The following is an 18,627-nucleotide window of genomic DNA, read 5'->3' on the forward strand; positions in this document are numbered from 1 at the left end:
CCAACAGGAGACAGACATGGCAGCGAACAACGCTCAGGACGGCCGCGGCGCCGGTGACCTGGATACCCAGGAAACGCGCGAATGGATGGAGGCGCTGGGCGCCGTGATCGACCGGGAAGGCCCGGAGCGCGCCCACTTCCTGCTGGAGCAACTGCTTGAAGAGGCCCGCCAGCACAGCATCGACCTTCCGTTCTCGGCCACCACGGGCTACGTGAACACCATCGAGCCCAACCAGGAAGAGCGTTGTCCCGGCAACATCGAGATCGAAGAGCGCCTGCGTGCCTACATGCGCTGGAACGCCATGGCCATGGTGGTCAAGGCCAACCGCCACAACCCCGAAGACGGCGGCGACCTGGGAGGCCACATCGGCTCGTTTGCTTCGCTGGCCCACATGTTCGGCGCCGGCTTCAACCATTTCTGGCACGCCGAGAGCGAGAACCACGGTGGCGACTGCCTCTACATCCAGGGCCACGTCTCGCCCGGCGTTTACGCCCGCGCCTACCTCGAAGGCCGTCTGACCGAAGAGCAGTTGCTCAATTTCCGCCAGGAAGTCGACGGCAAAGGCCTCTCCAGCTACCCGCACCCCAAGCTGATGCCCGAGTTCTGGCAGTTCCCCACGGTGTCCATGGGCTTGGGCCCGCTGATGGCGATCTACCAGGCGCGCTTTCTGAAATACCTGCACGCCCGCGGCATTGCCAACACCGAGAACCGCAAGGTCTGGGTGTTCTGCGGCGACGGTGAGATGGACGAGGTCGAATCGCTGGGCGCCATCAGCCTGGCCGCGCGCGAGAACCTCGACAACCTGATCTTCGTGGTGAACTGCAACCTGCAGCGCCTGGATGGTCCGGTGCGCGGCAACGGCAAGATCATCCAGGAGCTTGAAGGCGAGTTCCGTGGCTCCGGCTGGAACGTGATCAAGCTGCTGTGGGGCAGCGAGTGGGACTCGCTGCTGGCGCGCGACAAGGACGGCGCGCTTCGCAAGATCATGATGGACACGGTCGATGGCGACTACCAGTCCTTCAAAGCCAACGACGGCGCCTACGTGCGCAAGCACTTCTTCGGCCGCGACCCCAAGACGCTGGAGATGGTGGCCCATCTCAGCGACAACGACATCTGGAACCTCAAACGCGGTGGCCACGACCCGCAGAAGGTCTACGCGGCGTACCACAAGGCGGTCAACCACAAGGGCCAGCCGACCGTGCTGCTGATCAAGACCGTCAAGGGCTTTGGCATGGGCAAGTCGGGCGAGGGCAAGAACACGGTGCACCAGACCAAGAAGCTCACCGACGAAGACATCAAGATCTTCCGCGACCGCTTCAACCTGCCGATTCCCGACAGCGAACTCTCGAAGATCCCGTTCTACAAGCCGGCCGACGATACCCCGGAAATGCGTTACCTGCACGAGCGCCGTCAGGCCCTGGGCGGGTACTTGCCCAAGCGCCGTGTGAAGGCCGACGAGAGCTTCACCGTGCCTTCGATGGAGACCTTCAAGGCCGTGATGGAGCCCACCGTGGAAGGCCGCGAGATTTCGACCACGCAGGCCTATGTGCGTTTCCTCACCCAGCTGCTGCGCGACCAGGCCCTGGGTCCGCGCATCGTGCCCATCCTGGTGGATGAGGCGCGCACCTTCGGCATGGAAGGCTTGTTCCGCCAGATCGGCATCTACAACCCCGCAGGGCAGCAGTACACCCCGGTCGACAAAGACCAGGTCATGTACTACAAGGAAGACAAGGCCGGTCAGATCCTGCAGGAAGGCATCAATGAGGCCGGCGGCATGAGCAGCTGGATCGCGGCGGCCACGTCCTACAGCACGAGCAACCGCATCATGGTGCCGTTCTACGTGTACTACTCCATGTTCGGCTTCCAGCGCATCGGCGATCTGGCCTGGGCTGCCGGCGACATGCAGGCGCGCGGCTTCCTGCTCGGCGGCACTTCCGGGCGCACCACGCTCAACGGCGAAGGCTTGCAGCACGAAGACGGCCACAGCCACATCCTGGCCGGCACCATCCCGAACTGCATCAGCTACGACCCGACCTTCGCGCACGAAGTGGGCGTGATCCTGCACCATGGCCTCAAGCGCATGGTGGAGAAGCAGGACAACGTCTTCTACTACCTGACCTTGCTGAACGAAAACTACGCGATGCCCGGCCTCACGCCCGGCACCGAAGACCAGATCATCAAGGGCATGTACCTATGCAAAGAGGGAGCGAAACTGACACCGCGCGTGCAGCTGCTGGGCTCCGGCACCATCCTGCGCGAATCGATTGCCGCACAGGAACTGCTGGAGAAAGACTGGGGCGTGGCCGCCAACGTGTGGAGCTGCCCGAGCTTCAACGAACTGACCCGCGATGGCCAGGACGCCGAGCGCTGGAACCTGCTGCACCCCACCGAGCCGCAGCGTGTCTCGTTCGTGGCCAAACAGCTGGAAAAGCACACCGGCCCGGTGGTGGCATCGACCGACTACATGAAGAACTACGCCGAACAGATCCGGCCCTTCATTCCCAAAGGCCGCACCTACAAGGTGCTGGGCACCGACGGCTTCGGCCGCAGCGACTTCCGCAGCAAGCTGCGTGAGCACTTCGAGATCAACCGCCACTACATCGTGGTGGCGGCGCTCAAGGCTTTGAGCGAAGAGGGCACGGTACCGGTGGCCAAGGTGGCCGAGGCCATTGCCAAGTACGGCATCAAGGCCGACAAGATCAACCCGCTGTACGCCTGATACGGCGAGGAGACAACAACATGGCACTCATAGATGTGAAGGTCCCGGACATCGGCGACTTCGACGAGGTGGCGGTGATCGAACTGCTGGTCAAGGTGGGCGACACGGTCAAGGCCGAGCAGTCGCTGATCACGGTGGAGTCGGACAAGGCATCGATGGAAATTCCGTCGAGCACGGCCGGCGTGGTGAAAGAGCTCAAGGTCGCGCTGGGCGACAAGGTCAAGCAGGGTTCGGTGGTGTTGGTGGTGGAGGCTGCGGGTGAAGCCGCTGCTCCCGCGCCGGTGGCTGCAGCTCCCGCAGCGGCTGCCGCACCCGTGGCCGCTCCCGCCCCTGCCCCTGCCGCAGCGGCGCCCGCTGCCAGCGGCCCGGTGCAGGTGCTCGTACCCGACATTGGCGACTTCAAGGACGTCGCGGTGATCGAGGTGCTGGTCAAACCGGGCGACAAGATCGCGCTGGAGCAAAGCCTGATCACGGTGGAGTCCGACAAGGCGTCGATGGAGATTCCGTCGTCGCACGCCGGTGTGCTCAAGGAGCTCAAGGTCAAGGTCGGTGACACGGTCAACATCGGCGATTTGTTGGCGATTCTGGAGGGGTCTGTGGCGGCGAGCCCCTCACCCCAGCCCTCTCCCCAGGGGGGCGAGGGAGCCAAGCCCGCTCCTGCTGCAGCCGCTCCAGCCGCTGCGGCTGCACCGCAGGCGGCCAGCGTTTCTGCGCCTGCTGCTCCCGCGCACAACCCCACCGCAACTGCCCCCGTCGGCCTGCCCCACGCCTCGCCCTCGGTGCGCAAGTTCGCTCGCGAGCTCGGCGTGCCGCTGGCCGAAGTCAAAGGCTCGGGCCTCAAGGGCCGCATCACCGCCGAAGACATCCAGTCGTTCACGAAGTCGGTGATGGCTGGTGCGGTGCAGACCGTGGCACAGGCGGCCAGGGCGCCAGCATCCAGCGGCCGTGGCGGCTCCGAGCTGGGGCTGATCCCCTGGCCCAAGGTGGACTTCGCCAAGTTCGGCCCGATCGAGCGCAAGGAGATGGGCCGCATCAAGAAGATCAGCGGCGCCAACCTGCTGCGCAACGCGGTCATGATCCCGGCCGTCACCAACTTCGATGATGCCGATATCACCGACCTGGAGGCCTTCCGCGTCTCCACCAACAAGGAGAACGAGAAGAGCGGCGTGAAGGTCACCATGCTCGCTTTCCTGATCAAGGCTTGTGTGGCCGCGCTCAAGAAATTCCCCGAGTTCAACAGCTCGCTGGATGGTGACGCGCTGGTCTACAAGCAGTTCTGGCACATCGGCTTCGCCGCCGACACGCCCAACGGCCTGATGGTCCCGGTGATCAAGGATGCCGACAAAAAAGGCGTGCTGCAGATCAGCCAGGAAATGGGCGAACTCGCCAAGAAGGCGCGAGAAGGCAAGTTGAGCCCGGCCGAGATGAGTGGTGCGACGTTCACCATCTCCAGCCTGGGCGGCATTGGCGGGCGCTATTTCACGCCCATCATCAACGCGCCCGAGGTCGCCATCCTCGGTGTGTGCAAGAGCAATATGGAACCGGTGTGGGACGGCAAAGCGTTCGCGCCACGTCTCATGCTGCCGCTCTCGCTGACCTGGGACCACCGGGTGATCGACGGGGCTGCGGCGGCGCGCTTCAACGCGTATCTGGGTCAAATCCTCGGCGACTTCCGTCGCGTTCTTCTTTAAGGAATGGCGATGGCAATCATTGACATCCAGGTCCCCGACATCGGCGACTTCGACGAAGTGGCGGTGATCGAGCTGCTGGTCAAGCCCGGTGACACGGTCAAGGCCGAGCAGTCGCTCATCACGGTGGAGTCCGACAAGGCTTCGATGGAGATTCCGTCATCTGCTGCTGGCGTGGTGAAGGAGCTCAAGGTCAAGCTGGGCGACAAGGTCAAGCAGGGCAGCGTGGTGCTCACGCTGGAGGCGGCCGGTGAGGCCGCTGCGGCGCCTGCACCCGCGGCTGCCCTGGCGCCCGTTGCCGCGGCACCGGTCGCAGTGCCTGCTGTGGCGGCTGCGCCCACAGCGGCCAGCTTCGGCGGCAGCGCCGACCTCGAGTGCGACGTGCTCGTGCTCGGCGGTGGCCCCGGTGGCTACAGCGCGGCCTTCCGCGCGGCCGACCTGGGTCTCAAGGTCGTGCTGGTCGAGCGCTACGCCACCTTGGGCGGCGTCTGCCTGAACGTGGGCTGCATTCCGTCCAAGGCACTGCTGCACGTGGCCGCCGTGATGGACGAGGTCAGCCACATGGCCGATCTGGGCGTGGACTTCGGCCGGCCGGTGGTGAACATCGAGAAGCTGCGTGGCCACAAAGAGAAGGTGATCGGCAAGCTCACCGGCGGGCTGGCCGCCATGGCCAAGATGCGCAAAGTCACCACCGTGCGCGGCTACGGCGCCTTTGTCGGTGCGAACCACCTTGAGGTGGAAGAAACCAGCGGCGCGGCGCAGGACAAGAACGGCAAGAAGCAGGTGATCGCGTTCAAGAAAGCCATCATCGCGGCCGGTTCGCAAGCCGTGCGTTTGCCCTTCATGCCCGAGGACCCCCGCGTGGTGGACAGCACCGGCGCACTCGCGTTGAAAGAAGTGCCCAAGCGCATGCTGATCCTGGGCGGCGGCATCATCGGCCTGGAGATGGGCACGGTGTACAGCACCCTGGGTGCGCGCCTGGACGTGGTGGAGATGCTCGATGGTCTGATGCAGGGCGCCGACCGCGACCTGGTGAAGATCTGGCAGAAGATGAACGCCAAGCGCTTCGACAACATCATGCTCAAGACCAAGACGGTGGGGGCCAAGGCCACGCCGGCGGGCATCGAGGTGACGTTTGCCGCGGCCGAAGAGGGCGGCACGGCGCCACCCCCGCAGACCTACGACCTGGTGCTGCAGGCCGTGGGCCGCACGCCCAACGGCAAGAAGATCGCGGCCGACAAGGCCGGTGTGGCGGTGACCGACCGGGGCTTCATCAACGTCGACATCCAGATGCGCACCAACGTGCCGCACATCTTCGCCATCGGCGACATCGTGGGCCAGCCCATGCTGGCGCACAAGGCGGTGCACGAGGCACACGTGGCGGCCGAGGTGATCGCCGGTGAACTGCAGGGCAACCAGGAACTGGCCAGCGCCGCGTTCAACGCGCGCGTGATCCCCAGCGTGGCCTACACCGACCCTGAGGTGGCCTGGGTGGGTCTCACCGAAGACCAGGCCAAGGCGCAAGGTATCAAGGTCAAGAAGGGTCTGTTCCCCTGGAACGCCTCGGGCCGAGCCATTGCCAATGGGCGCGACGAGGGCGTGACCAAGCTGCTGTTCGACGATTCACCCGAGGCGCATGGCCACGGCAAGATCCTGGGCGGCGGCATGGTGGGCACACACGCGGGCGACATGATCGGCGAGATCGCGCTGGCCATCGAGATGGGCGCGGACGCGGTGGACATCGGCAAGACCATCCACCCGCACCCCACGCTGGGCGAGAGCATCGGCATGGCGGCCGAGATCGCGCACGGCAGCTGCACGGACGTGCCGCCAGCCCGCAAATAAATCGGGTCACCCAACAAAAAGCCCGCAGGTTGCATCAACCTGCGGGCTTTTTTGGGGTTGTCTGGTTCACGGCGACGTGGGCACCGGGCCACTGGCTCCCACGATGGGCACGCGCCGCGCACCGTTGAAGCGTGTGCTCCAGTAGGCCATGCGCATGTCCTCCACGCGCACCTGGGAGCCAGAACGGGGTGAGTGGATGAACTTGCCGTCACCCACGTAGATGCCCACGTGGCTGAAGGCTCGGCGCATGGTGTTGAAGAACACCAGATCACCGGGTTTGAGTTCGCTTCGGTCGATTTCCTGGGTGGCAGCGGCCTGCTCGTCGGAGCGGCGGGGCAGGATCTTGCCCACCGACTGTTCGAAAACGGCCCGCACGAAGCCGCTGCAGTCGAAACCGGTGTCCACCGAGTTGCCACCGTATTTGTAGGGCACGCCGAGAAAGGCCATGGCGTTGATGACCAGGCCCGAAGCCTGCACGCTCACGCTGTCGCGCGCATGCTGGATCTGGCTGCCCAATCGGGACATCAGTCCCTTTTCCGCCAGCAATGCGTCCATGTCTTCGAAGGCGGCGTCGGGGGGGGCGGCTTGGGCCGCGGCCGCGAGGCTGAGCAGGAGGACAGGGAGGATTCGACGCATGGCTCGCAGGTTATCGGCGATACCCCGTGAAGTCAAGCGAGAAATACCATGCAAACCATTGATTTTGTTGAATTTTGTACCATTCGTCAGCCCAATCCACCGTCAGCTTGGCCGACGTGAGGGCAGGGTGCCTTGCACCGTGGGCAGATCGACCATGACCGCCTGGCCCGGCGTGGTGCAGCCGGTGTCGCAGCATTGACCGGGTTGGCGGTTTTTCGTGATGGCGCGGGCCGGGTCGTGCGGGGCCGCAGCAGCGCTGCCGTCGGCGGCGATGCCACGCTCCAGCAGGCGCTCGACCAGCTCGACCTTGTTGCCCACCGGGTAGTTGCGCCAGATTTCCTGCTTCATGGCGGCCGGTGAGCCGCCGCCGTGCAGGCTGATCACGCTGTACCAGCCGCCCTGGTAGCCGGCCGTCAGGTCCTCGATGAAGCGCGCGGTTTCGATGCGCTGTTCGTACGGCACGTCGGGGTTGGCGCGCAACACCTCGCTGAGCTTGGCGCCGGTCTCGGGGTTGTGGTCCTCGTCGGGCCCGGGCAGGGTGACGATGAGACCGCCGCTGACGTAGTGCGCGATCCGGTGCATGTCGTAGATTTTCGTGGCCAGCAGCAGCTTGCCGATGTTGGCAAACACCGGGTCGGGCATGAAGGTCTGGCTGTGCTCGTCGGCCTTGCCGTAGACGCTGGCCGCCACTCCGCAGGCATAGAAGCCTTCGGTGATGGTGATCAGCTCCACCATTTGCTCGCGCAAGTGCGTTTCCTGGCCCGGGTCGAAGCCATTGGCTTCGCACATCAGGGCGCCTGCGCCAATGAGCAGGTCGCCAAAGCCCGCGCGGGCTGCGATGCAGGTCTGGCGGTGGTGGGTGGCGTAGCTGTAGGTGAGGTGGCCCGAATGCTCCCACTCGCCAGCGAAGAACACGCTGTCCCAGGGAACAAAGACCCGGTCGAAGATACAGACGCCGGTGCTCTGGCCGTACTTGCGGCTGAACAGCGCGTCGCCATGCTCCAGTTTTTCGCCCGGCCGCCCGGCGGGCCGGGCCACGATGGTCAGGCCGGGCGCGTCGATGGGCACGGCGCAACACACGGCGAAGTCGGCATCTTCCCGGCCCATGTTGCGGCACGGCATCACCAGCAGTTCGTGCATGTAGGGCGCGCCAGTGACGATGGCCTTGGTGCCGCTGATCACGATGCCGCGCATGCCGTTGTGGACGGCGTTGCGTTCGACCACATGCACGTAGCTGTCCACATTGGCCTGCTCGTGCGGGCGGCGGCTGCGGTCGCCCTTGGCGTCGGTCATGGCCACGCCCAGGGTGAGGTCCTGGTCCTGGATGCGGTGCAGGTAGTGGTGAAAGCGATCGGTGTGCTCGGTGGTGCCTCGCGCGTCGTCGATGCGCGCGCTGACCTGTGCGATCGCGTTGACCGCGTCGTGGGTGAGGTAGCGCTGAGCGCAGCCGGTTTCCTGGCAAATCAGGCGCACCGCTTCCAGCTTGTTGAGCAGGTCGCCACTGCTGGTGCTCAGGTGGCTGAGCCGGTTGACCGTGCGTCCGCTGGTGTGCTGCACCGCCGTCATCAGTGGCGCATATCGGGCCTCGAGGGCAAAGTCGTAGGTCAGGCCCACGGCATTGATGCCCGGCTGGAACGCACGCTCGTCGGCAACGCTGTCGACGAGACGCCCTTCAACGAACACCCGGGGTTTGTAGCGGCGCAGGGAATCGCGGTAGTCCTGAGCGCTCATGAGCAGCGGGGTTTTGTCTGTGGTGTTCATGGCATTGAGCGTGGGCGAATGAATTGAACGTGGCCGTGTTTATTTGTCTTTGGCCAATTATTTGAACATCGTTCAAATTTATATGCAAATGTTCAAATTTTTGATCAGGACGGTTCGCCGAGGCTAAACTGCCGCGATGGAAGTCCAGTTGCACGAACTCACACCGGTCCTGTCGGCCGCCGACCAGGAGGCGTTGGAGCGCCAGCAACAGCAACGCCAGCAGCGCCAGGTGGCCATGTCGGACACGCGCCGCGCCCTGGTGCTCGACGCCGCGCGCAGCGTGTTTGCTGAAAAGGGCGTCGAGGGCGCGAGCATCCGCGAGATCGCGCGCCGCGCTGGCTACACACCGGGAGCGATTTACAGCTATTTCGACAGCAAGGAGGCGATCTATGCCGCCTTGTTGGCCGAGTCGCTGGAGCGGCTCAACGCCGAGGTGGCGGCTGCTCGGGCGTTCAAGTTGCAGCCGGAATTGACCCTGGCGGCCAAGGCACAGGCCTGGTTCGGCTTTTATGCCCGCAACCCGCGCGACCTGGACCTGGGCTTCTACCTGGTGCAGGGCCTGGCACCCCGGGGCCTGACCAGCGAACTCAACCAGCAACTCAACGGCCGCCTGCAGGACGCGCTGCGCCCGTGCGAGGTGGCGCTGCAGGCGATGGGCCTGTCGCCCGACCTGGCCTTGCGTGAAAACACCGCGCTGTTCGCGCACGGCGTGGGCTTGCTGCTGCTGCAGCACACTGGGCGCATCCGGCTGTTTGGTCAGTCGGCGGAGTCGTTGTTCGCGGCGTATGTGGAGCAGTTGGTGGAGCGCCTGCGTCCGGGTGCATCCGCGGCTTCGCGGGCGGTGGATCAGCCAGATCTGTTCGGCCTCTGACAGGCAGCCGGCGCTGACGCCATCCGCGCTGCGAAAATCCGGCATTCGAACGATTTGAACAAACAACGCAACAAGGAACGATGAGCATGCTGCTGGACGCTGACGACTCCCAACTGGTGCTGGTGGATTACCAGGCCCGCCTGATGCCCGCCATTTTTGAAGGCCCCCAGGTACTGGCGAACGCCGTGCGCTTGGCCCGCATGGCCCAACTGCTGGAGGTACCGGCCTGGGGCACCGAACAGAACCCCGAGAAACTGGGGCTCAACCCGCCGGAATTGCGTGAGTTGTGCCGCAGGACGCTGGCCAAGATGCACTTTGGCGCGGTGTCCGATGGATTGGGCGACTGGTTGCGCCCCCCCGCGCGGCCAGCTCAGGGTGGCGGCAACGCGCGCAGTCTCCCGAAGCATCTTCAGAAGCCCGCTGCAGCGCCGGCGGCTGAACGCCAGACTGTGGTGGTGGCCGGCTGCGAAGCCCATGTGTGCTTGATGCAGACCGCGCTGGAGCTGATCGAGCAGGAGTTCGACGTGTGGGTGGTGACCGACGCCTGCGGTTCGCGCACTGAGCGCAATCGCGACGCGGCGTTTGACCGCCTCGCCGGTGCCGGGGCAGAACTGGTGACGACCGAGATGGTGGCCTTCGAGTGGCTCCGTACCGCTGAGCACCCGCTGTTTCGCGACGTGCAGGCGCTTATCAAATAAAGCCGATGGGACATGCGCGGGGACTTCCCGGCGCATGTCAGCCTGTCGCAAGCCCGGCGACCATAATTATGAATTCAGTTTGCATGCAGCCAACCCCACACCGCCACAGCAGGAGAAGTTCATGAGTCAAGCCCTGGGTTACGCCGATTTCTACCGCCGTTCCATCGAAGACCGCGATGCCTTCTGGACGGAGCAGGCCACCCTGGTGGACTGGAAGAAGCCGTTTGACCGGGTCTGCAACCACGACAACCCGCCGTTTGCCCGCTGGTTTGAAGGGGGGCTCACCAACCTGTGTCACAACGCGGTGGACCGCCATCTGAAGGATCGTCCGGACCAGAACGCGCTGATCTTCGTTTCCACCGAAACCGAGGTGGAGCGCACCTACAGCTTTCGCGAACTGCACGCCGAGGTGCAGCGCATGGCCGCGGTCTTGCTCAGCCTGGGGGTGAAGAAGGGCGAGCGCGTGTTGATCTACATGCCGATGGTTCCGGAGGCCGCTTTTGCCATGCTGGCTTGCGCGCGCATCGGTGCCATCCACTCGGTGGTGTTCGGCGGCTTCGCCAGCCATTCACTGGCCAGCCGCATCGAAGACGCTTCTCCGGTAGCCATCGTGAGCGCCGACGCCGGCTCGCGTGGCGGCAAGGTGGTCGAGTACAAGCCGCTGCTCGACGAGGCCATCCGTCTCTCGGCCCACAAACCTTCCAAGGTTTTGATGGTGAATCGGGGACTGGCTCCGATGAAGCTCACGCCCGGACGCGATGTGGACTACGCCAGCGCACGAGAACAGCATCTGCAAACCGTGGTGCCTTGCGAATGGGTGGATGCCACCCACCCGAGTTACACGCTCTACACCAGCGGCACCACGGGCAAACCCAAGGGTGTGCAGCGCGATACCGGTGGCTACGCCGTGGCGCTGGCCGCCAGCATGAAGCACGTGTTCATGGGCGAGCCGGGCGAAACCTACTTCTCCACCAGTGACATCGGCTGGGTGGTGGGCCACAGCTACATCGTCTACGGTCCACTGATCGCCGGCATGGCCACCATCATGTACGAAGGTCTGCCGATCCGCCCGGACGCTGGCATCTGGTGGGAGCTGGTCGAGAAGTACAAGGTCAGCGTCATGTTCAGCGCGCCCACGGCGGTGCGGGTGCTCAAGAAGTACGACGCCTCCTTCATCAAGGACCACGATCTCTCCAGCCTCAAGGCCTTGTTTCTTGCTGGCGAGCCGCTGGACGAGCCCACCGCGCAGTGGATCGCCGACGCGCTGGGCAAACCCATCATCGACAACTACTGGCAGACGGAAACCGGCTGGCCCATCCTGTCGTTGTGCAACGGCGTGGAGCCTGCCAGCAGCAAGTTCGGCTCGCCCGGGCGCGCGGTGTACGGCTACAACGTCAAGCTGCTGGACGACCAGACCGGAGCCGAGCTCACCGAGCCCGGGCAAAAGGGCGTGGTGGCCATCGAAGGCCCTCTGCCACCCGGCTGCATGCAGACCGTGTGGCGCGACGACGAACGCTTCGTCAAGACCTACTGGTCCAGCGTGCCGGGCAAGATGGTCTACAGCACCTTCGACTGGGGCATCAAGGACGAAGACGGGTACTTCTTCATCCTGGGCCGCACCGACGACGTGATCAACGTTGCGGGCCACCGCCTGGGCACGCGCGAGATCGAGGAGAGCATTTCCAGCCACCCGCGCATCGCCGAGGTGGCGGTGGTCGGCGTGGCCGATCAGCTCAAGGGCCAGGTGGCCATGGCCTTTGCCGTGGTCAAGGACGCTTCAACGCTGACCGACGACGCCTCACGCCTGAAGCTTGAAGGCGAAGTGATGAAGGTGGTGGACGAGCAGTTGGGTGCCGTGGCGAGACCTGCCCGCGTGCGTTTCGTGGCGGTGTTGCCCAAGACGCGCAGCGGCAAGCTGCTGCGCCGGGCGATCCAGGCGGTGTGTGAAGGGCGCGACCCCGGCGACCTCACCACCATGGACGACCCGGCCGCGTTGCAGCAGATCAAGGATCTGCTGGCCTGAGGTGCCCGCCTGCGCCCGTCTGAGAAGTCGGGCGAATGGTCGCTCCGAAGCTTTCTAAGTATGATCCATGCTTATATTCACACGAGCGACAGGCACCATGGACAAGATGATTGCATCCGAGGCGCAGGTGGAGCGGGTCCGGGTCTTTGAACTCGCCGCGGAACTCTTTGGCGTCCTGGCCACGCCCATGCGCCTGCGCATCCTCAGCGCCTTGTGTGACCGCGAAAAATCGGTTTCCCAGTTGCTGCAGGAGATCGACACCACCCAGCCCAACCTGTCCCAGCACCTGAACCTGCTCTACCGCTCGGGCGTGTTGGCCAAGCGCAAGGAAGGCACGCAGGTCATCTACCGGGTGCAAAGTGAGAAGGCGGTCATGTTGTGCCGCACCGTGTGCACACAGATCGCCATCGAGATCGACGAGCCCAGTGCCGTGCCGGCTTCCGAGCGGCTTTCACCCCGGGTGACATCCTGATGTCCTGGCGCTGACGCCGAAGTTTTTTCTATCGCGCGTTCCAAGGTGGCACAATCCCGGGCTGCAGTCAGGTCCTTCCACAGTCACTGTCGCATCCGCATAACGGTTCAGCCGGGCAGCGGAAGGTTTTTCTAACCAGCTAATGTTTCCTGCAGGGAAACGGAGGTCAGCGGATTTATGAGCGATTCCCAAGCCAATGGGGGCAACGTCTATGTTGCCTACAAGACCAACTCGTACCTCTTCGGTGGCAACGCGCCGTATGTGGAAGAGATGTACGAGAACTACCTCGCCAACCCCGGCAGCGTGCCGGACAACTGGCGTGGGTACTTTGATGCACTTCAAAACGTCCCCGCCGGCGATGGCTCTGACGCACGCGATGTGCCGCACCAGCCCGTCATCAATGCCTTTGCCGACCGCGCCAAGCAGGGCGGCACCAAGGTCGTCATCGCCACGGGCGCTGATTCCGACCTCGGCCGCAAGCGCGTTGCAGTCCAGCAACTGATTGCCGCCTACCGCAACGTGGGTGCCCGCTGGGCCGACCTCGATCCGCTCAAGCGCGCCGAGCGCGACAACATTCCCGAGCTCGATCTGGCGTTCTACGGCTTTGCCGACGCCGATCTGGAAATCATCTTCAACACGAGCAACACCTTCTTCGGCAAGGAGACGATGTCCCTGCGCGAGTTGCTCAATGCCCTGCGTGAAACCTACTGCGGCTCCATCGGCGCCGAGTACATGTACATCACGGACCAGAGCCAGAAGCGCTGGTGGCAGGAACGCCTGGAGAGCACCCGCTCCAAGCCGGCCTACAACGCCGAGAAGAAGAAGCACATCCTCGACCGCCTGACCGCAGCAGAAGGCCTGGAGCGTTTCCTGCACACGAAATACGTGGGCCAGAAGCGCTTCTCGCTCGAAGGTGGTGAGAGTTTCATTGCATCCATGGACGAGCTGATCCGCCAGGCGGGCCAGGTCGGCATCCAGGAAATCGTGATCGGCATGGCCCACCGCGGTCGCTTGAACGTGCTGGTCAACACCCTGGGCAAGATGCCCAAGGACCTGTTCGCCGAGTTCGACCACACCGCCCCTGAAGACCTGCCGTCCGGCGACGTGAAATACCACCAGGGTTTCAGCTCCGACGTGACCACCCCCGGTGGCCCGGTCCACCTGTCTCTGGCGTTCAACCCCTCGCACCTGGAGATCGTCAACCCCGTGGTTGAGGGCTCGGTGCGTGCCCGCATGGACCGCCGCGGCGACCCGCTGGGCAAGCAGGTGCTTCCCGTTCTGGTGCACGGCGACGCAGCGTTTGCCGGCCAGGGTGTGGTGATGGAAACGCTTGCGCTGGCCGAAACGCGTGGCTATTCCACCGGCGGCACGGTGCACCTGGTGATCAACAACCAGATCGGCTTCACCACCTCCGATCCGCGCGACAGCCGCTCCACACTGTACTGCTCCGATGTCGTCAAGATGATCGAGTCGCCGGTGCTGCACGTGAACGGTGACGACCCGGAAGCCGTGGTGTACGCCACCCAGCTCGCGCTCGAATTCCGAATGGCCTTCCAGAAGGACGTGGTGGTCGACATCGTGTGTTTCCGCAAGCTCGGCCACAACGAGCAGGACACCCCGAGCCTGACCCAGCCGCTGATGTACAAGAAGATCGCGTCCCACCCCGGGACGCGCAAGCTGTACGCCGACAAGCTGGTTGCGCAAGGTCTGGGCGAGACGCTCGGTGACGACATGGTCAAGGCCTACCGCGCCGCACTCGATGATGGCCGCCACACGGTGGACCCGGTGCTCACCAACTTCAAGAGCAAGTTCGCGGTCGACTGGAGTCCGTACCTCAACAAGAAGTGGACCGACAGCTCCGACTCCGCGATTCCCATGGCCGAATGGAAGCGTTTGTCGGAGCGACTCACCACGATCCCCGACAACATCTCGCCACACCAGTTGGTGAAGAAGGTGTACGCCGACCGCGCGGCCATGGGCCGCGGCGAGATTCCGGTGGACTGGGGTATGGGCGAACACATGGCCTTTGCCTCGCTGGTGGCCAGCGGCTTCCCGGTGCGCCTGTCGGGCGAAGATTGCGGCCGCGGCACGTTCACGCACCGCCACGCCGTGATTCACGACCAGAACCGCGAGAAGTTCGACGAGGGCACCTACGTGCCGCTGCAGAACGTGGCCGACAACCAGGCTCCTTTCGTGGTGATCGACTCGATCCTGTCGGAAGAAGCGGTGCTGGCCTTTGAGTATGGCTACGCCTCCAATGACCCCAACACGCTGGTGATCTGGGAAGCGCAGTTCGGCGATTTCGTCAACGGCGCCCAGGTGGTGATCGACCAGTTCATCGCCTCCGGCGAAGTGAAGTGGGGCCGTGTCAACGGCATCACCATGATGCTGCCGCACGGCTACGAAGGCCAGGGCCCCGAGCACAGCTCGGCGCGTCTGGAGCGCTTCATGCAGATGGCTGCCGACACCAACATGCAGATCGTGCAGCCCACCACGGCCAGCCAGATATTCCATGTGCTGCGCCGTCAGATGATCCGCGGGCTGCGCAAGCCGCTGGTGATCTTCACGCCCAAGTCGCTCTTGCGCAACAAGGACGCGACCTCGCCGCTGTCCGAGTTCACCAAGGGCGGCTTCCAGACCGTCATCCCCGACCAGAGCGCCGACGTGGCGAAGAAGGCTGAGAAGGTCAAGCGCGTCGTCTGCTGCTCGGGCAAGGTGTACTACGACCTGGTGAAGAAGCGCGAGGAGCGCGAGTCTGACGACGTGGCCATCATCCGCGTCGAGCAGCTTTACCCGTTCCCGCACAAGGTGTTTGGTGCCGAGCTGCGCAAGTACCCCAACGCCACCGACATCGTGTGGTGCCAGGACGAACCGCAAAACCAGGGTGCCTGGTTCTTCGTGCAGCACTACATCCACGAGAACATGCTTGACGGTCAGAAGCTCGGCTACGCCGGGCGCGCTGCTTCCGCCTCGCCAGCGGTGGGTTATTCCCATCTGCACCAGGAACAGCAGAAGAACCTGATCGACGCCGCCTTCGGCAAGCTCAAGGGCTACATCCTCACCAAGTAAGCCGCTCCTGCCGCCTGGCCCGTGGATGTCGCATCCCGGGCTGGCCGGCACAGCGCAGTCCGAAACACACAGGTAGAAGAAACATGGCAATCGTAGAAGTCAAAGTTCCGCAGCTCTCCGAATCGGTGGCCGAAGCCACCATGCTGCAGTGGAAGAAAAAAGTCGGTGACGCGGTGGCGGTCGACGAGATCCTGATCGAAATCGAGACCGACAAGGTCGTGCTCGAAGTGCCGGCTCCCTCGGCCGGCGTGCTGGTTGAAATCCTCCAGGCCGACGGCGCCACCGTGGCGGCCGAGCAGTTGATTGCGCGCATCGACACGGCCGCTGTGGCCGGTGCTCCCGCACCCGCCGCTGCAGCTGCGCCAGCTGCTGCTCCGGCGCCTGCCGCAGCAGCAGCTGCCCTCGCGTCCACCAGCAAAGCCGGCGTGGCCATGCCCGCCGCCGCCAAGCTCATGGCCGACAACAACCTGGCTTCGGGCTCGGTGCCCGGCACCGGCAAAGACGGCCGCGTGACCAAGGGCGACGTGTTGTCGGCCGTGGCAGCTCCCAAGCCGGCGGTGGCCGCACCCGTGGCCATTCCCACAGGCGCACCCGCCAAGGTGCTGCCGCAGGTGCCCGTGGTCGCCCCCGACCTGGGTGACCGCCCGCAAGAGCGTGTGCCCATGACCCGCCTGCGCGCCCGCGTGGCCGAGCGCCTGCTGCAGTCGCAGTCGACCAACGCCATCCTGACCACCTTCAACGAGATCAACATGGCCCCGGTCATGGAGATGCGCAAGAAGTTCCAGGAGAAGTTCGAGAAGGAACACGGCGTCAAGCTCGGCTTCATGAGCTTCTTCGTCAAGGCCGCGGTGCACGCGCTGAAGAAGTACCCCATCCTGAACGCCTCGGTGGATGGCAACGACATCGTCTACCACGGCTTCTTCGACATCGGCATTGCCGTGGGTTCGCCGCGTGGCCTGGTGGTGCCCATCCTGCGCAACGCCGACCAGATGAGCTTCGCCGACATCGAGAAGAAGATCGCCGAGTACGGCCAGAAAGCCAAGGACGGCAAGCTGGGCATCGACGAAATGACCGGGGGCACCTTCTCCATTTCCAACGGCGGCACCTTCGGCTCGATGATGTCCACCCCCATCATCAACCCGCCGCAGTCGGCCATCCTGGGCGTGCACGCCACCAAGGACCGCGCCATGGTGGAAAACGGCCAGGTCGTCGTTCGCCCCATGAACTACTTCGCCATGTCCTACGACCACCGCATCATCGACGGCCGCGAAGCCGTGCTGGGCCTGGTGGCCATGAAAGAAGCGCTGGAAGATCCGGCCCGTCTCTTGTTCGACATCTGATCGGCAACCCCGAACGCCGGCGCCCCGACATGGGCGCTGGCCTTTTGAATTCAGGAATCCAACATGTCCCAAACATTTGACGTCGTCGTCATTGGCGGTGGCCCCGGTGGCTACATCGCTGCCATCCGCGCAGCCCAACTCGGTTTCAAGGTCGCCTGCATCGACGAGTGGCAAAACGCCGCCGGTGGCCCGGCCCCGGGCGGCACCTGTACCAACGTCGGCTGCATCCCGTCCAAGGCGCTGCTGCAGTCGTCGGAACATTTCGACCACGCGAACCACCACTTTGCCGACCACGGCATCACCGCGACCAACGTGAAGATCGACATCGCCAAGATGATCGGCCGCAAGGACACCGTGGTGAAGCAGAACAACGACGGCATCCTGTACCTGTTCAAGAAGAACAAGATCACGTTCTTCCACGGCCGCGGTTCGTTCGCCAAGGCGGTGGAAACCGGCTACGAAATCCAGGTGACCGGTGCCAAAGAAGAACTGCTGACCGCGCGCCAGATCATCGTGGCCACCGGCTCCAACGCGCGCGCCTTGCCCGGCACGCCGTTCGACGAAGAGACCGTGCTCTCCAACGATGGCGCGCTGCGCATCGGCGCCGTGCCCAAGAAACTGGTGTTGATCGGCTCGGGTGTGATCGGTCTGGAAATGGGTTCGGTCTGGCGCCGCTTGGGCTCTGACGTGACCATCCTCGAAGGCCTGCCGACCTTCCTGGGCGCGGTGGACGAGCAGATCGCCAAGGAAGCCAAGAAGGCGTTCGACAAGCAAGGCCTGAAGATCGAACTGGGCGTGAAGGTCGGCGAGATCAAGACGAGCAAAAAAGGCGTGAGCGTGGCCTACACCAACGCCAAGGGCGAAGCCCAGTCGCTGGACGCCGACAAGCTTATCGTCTCCATCGGCCGTGTGCCCAACACCATCGGCCTCAACGCCGAAGCGGTCGGCCTGCAGCTCGACGAGCGCGGTGCGATCGTGGTGGACGCGGAGTGCCGCACCAACCTCAAAGGCGTGTGGGCGGTGGGCGACGTGGTGCGCGGCCCCATGTTGGCGCACAAGGCGGAAGAAGAGGGCGTGGCCGTGGCCGAGCGCATCGCCGGCCAGCACGGGCATGTGAACTTCAACACCATCCCTTGGGTGATCTACACCAGCCCCGAGATCGCGTGGGTGGGCGAGACCGAGCAGCAGCTCAAGGCGCGCGGTGCCGCCTACAAGGCCGGCACGTTCCCTTTCCTGGCGAACGGCCGAGCGCGTGCGCTGGGCGACACCACCGGCATGGTCAAGTTCCTGGCCGATGCAACCACCGACGAGATCCTGGGCGTGCACATCGTGGGCCCCATGGCCAGCGAGCTGATCGCCGAAGCCGTGGTGGCGATGGAGTTCAAGGCCAGCGCCGAGGACATCGCGCGCATCTGCCACGCGCACCCCTCGCTGTCGGAAGCGACCAAGGAAGCCGCGCTCGCGGTGGACAAGCGCACGCTGAACTTCTGAACGCGCACGGTCAA

At 64.4% G+C, this 18,627-nt stretch carries 12 protein-coding genes; 10 read left to right on the forward strand and 2 right to left on the reverse strand.

Annotated elements, in window-relative coordinates; all coding sequences use genetic code 11:
• The first annotated feature begins 16 nt into the window (after nucleotides 1–16).
• The 3 genes from aceE to lpdA (F9Z44_RS09900) are packed head-to-tail and all read left to right on the forward strand — an operon-like array spanning nucleotide 17 to nucleotide 6,252.
• The gene (aceE, locus tag F9Z44_RS09890) at nucleotides 17–2,719 is read left to right on the forward strand and encodes a pyruvate dehydrogenase (acetyl-transferring), homodimeric type (RefSeq protein ID WP_159605696.1); all 2,703 of its coding nucleotides are present in this window, start codon (nucleotides 17–19) and stop codon (nucleotides 2,717–2,719) included.
• A gap of 20 nt (nucleotides 2,720–2,739) precedes the next feature.
• Nucleotides 2,740–4,410, forward strand: a complete 1,671-nt coding sequence (gene aceF, locus F9Z44_RS09895) for a dihydrolipoyllysine-residue acetyltransferase (protein ID WP_159605698.1) — start codon at nucleotides 2,740–2,742, stop codon at nucleotides 4,408–4,410.
• A gap of 9 nt (nucleotides 4,411–4,419) precedes the next feature.
• Complete coding sequence (gene lpdA, locus F9Z44_RS09900) at nucleotides 4,420–6,252, forward strand: dihydrolipoyl dehydrogenase (protein ID WP_159605700.1); 1,833 nt, start codon at nucleotides 4,420–4,422, stop codon at nucleotides 6,250–6,252.
• A 66-nt stretch (nucleotides 6,253–6,318) separates the two neighbouring features.
• Here lpdA (F9Z44_RS09900) and F9Z44_RS09905 read toward each other — a convergent pair whose 3' ends face one another.
• Nucleotides 6,319–6,888: a C40 family peptidase gene (locus tag F9Z44_RS09905; protein WP_159605702.1), complete on the reverse strand. Its 570-nt coding sequence runs from the start codon at nucleotides 6,886–6,888 to the stop codon at nucleotides 6,319–6,321.
• Between the two features lie 102 nt (nucleotides 6,889–6,990).
• On the reverse strand, nucleotides 6,991–8,649 hold the full coding sequence (locus F9Z44_RS09910; RefSeq protein ID WP_159605704.1) for a 4-hydroxyphenylacetate 3-hydroxylase family protein: 1,659 nt from the start codon (nucleotides 8,647–8,649) through the stop codon (nucleotides 6,991–6,993).
• Between the two features lie 136 nt (nucleotides 8,650–8,785).
• Here F9Z44_RS09910 and F9Z44_RS09915 point away from each other — a divergent pair, with 136 nt between their 5' ends.
• The 7 genes from F9Z44_RS09915 (at nucleotide 8,786) to lpdA (F9Z44_RS09945) (ending at nucleotide 18,613) form a co-directional block, all read left to right on the forward strand.
• Nucleotides 8,786–9,520 carry a TetR/AcrR family transcriptional regulator gene (locus tag F9Z44_RS09915; protein ID WP_159605706.1) on the forward strand — a complete coding sequence of 245 codons (735 nt, stop codon included), beginning with the start codon at nucleotides 8,786–8,788 and terminating at the stop codon, nucleotides 9,518–9,520.
• An 86-nt stretch (nucleotides 9,521–9,606) separates the two neighbouring features.
• Nucleotides 9,607–10,218 carry an isochorismatase family protein gene (locus F9Z44_RS09920; protein ID WP_159605708.1) on the forward strand — a complete coding sequence of 204 codons (612 nt, stop codon included), beginning with the start codon at nucleotides 9,607–9,609 and terminating at the stop codon, nucleotides 10,216–10,218.
• A 121-nt stretch (nucleotides 10,219–10,339) separates the two neighbouring features.
• Nucleotides 10,340–12,241: a propionate--CoA ligase gene (locus F9Z44_RS09925; RefSeq protein WP_159605710.1), complete on the forward strand. Its 1,902-nt coding sequence runs from the start codon at nucleotides 10,340–10,342 to the stop codon at nucleotides 12,239–12,241.
• 97 nt (nucleotides 12,242–12,338) lie between these two features.
• Complete coding sequence (locus tag F9Z44_RS09930; RefSeq protein WP_159605712.1) at nucleotides 12,339–12,713, forward strand: ArsR/SmtB family transcription factor; 375 nt, start codon at nucleotides 12,339–12,341, stop codon at nucleotides 12,711–12,713.
• A gap of 177 nt (nucleotides 12,714–12,890) precedes the next feature.
• Complete coding sequence (locus F9Z44_RS09935) at nucleotides 12,891–15,782, forward strand: 2-oxoglutarate dehydrogenase E1 component (RefSeq protein ID WP_159605714.1); 2,892 nt, start codon at nucleotides 12,891–12,893, stop codon at nucleotides 15,780–15,782.
• An 83-nt stretch (nucleotides 15,783–15,865) separates the two neighbouring features.
• Nucleotides 15,866–17,122, forward strand: coding sequence for a 2-oxoglutarate dehydrogenase complex dihydrolipoyllysine-residue succinyltransferase (gene odhB, locus F9Z44_RS09940; protein ID WP_159605716.1), 1,257 nt, complete (start codon nucleotides 15,866–15,868; stop codon nucleotides 17,120–17,122).
• A 63-nt stretch (nucleotides 17,123–17,185) separates the two neighbouring features.
• Entirely contained in the window at nucleotides 17,186–18,613 is a 1,428-nt protein-coding gene (lpdA, locus tag F9Z44_RS09945) for a dihydrolipoyl dehydrogenase (RefSeq protein WP_159605718.1), read from the forward strand.
• Nucleotides 18,614–18,627 lie beyond the last annotated feature (14 nt).

Origin of the sequence: Hydrogenophaga sp. PBL-H3 (assembly GCF_010104355.1) — a bacterium.
In the GTDB taxonomy this organism is placed as follows: Bacteria; Pseudomonadota; Gammaproteobacteria; order Burkholderiales; family Burkholderiaceae_C; genus Hydrogenophaga.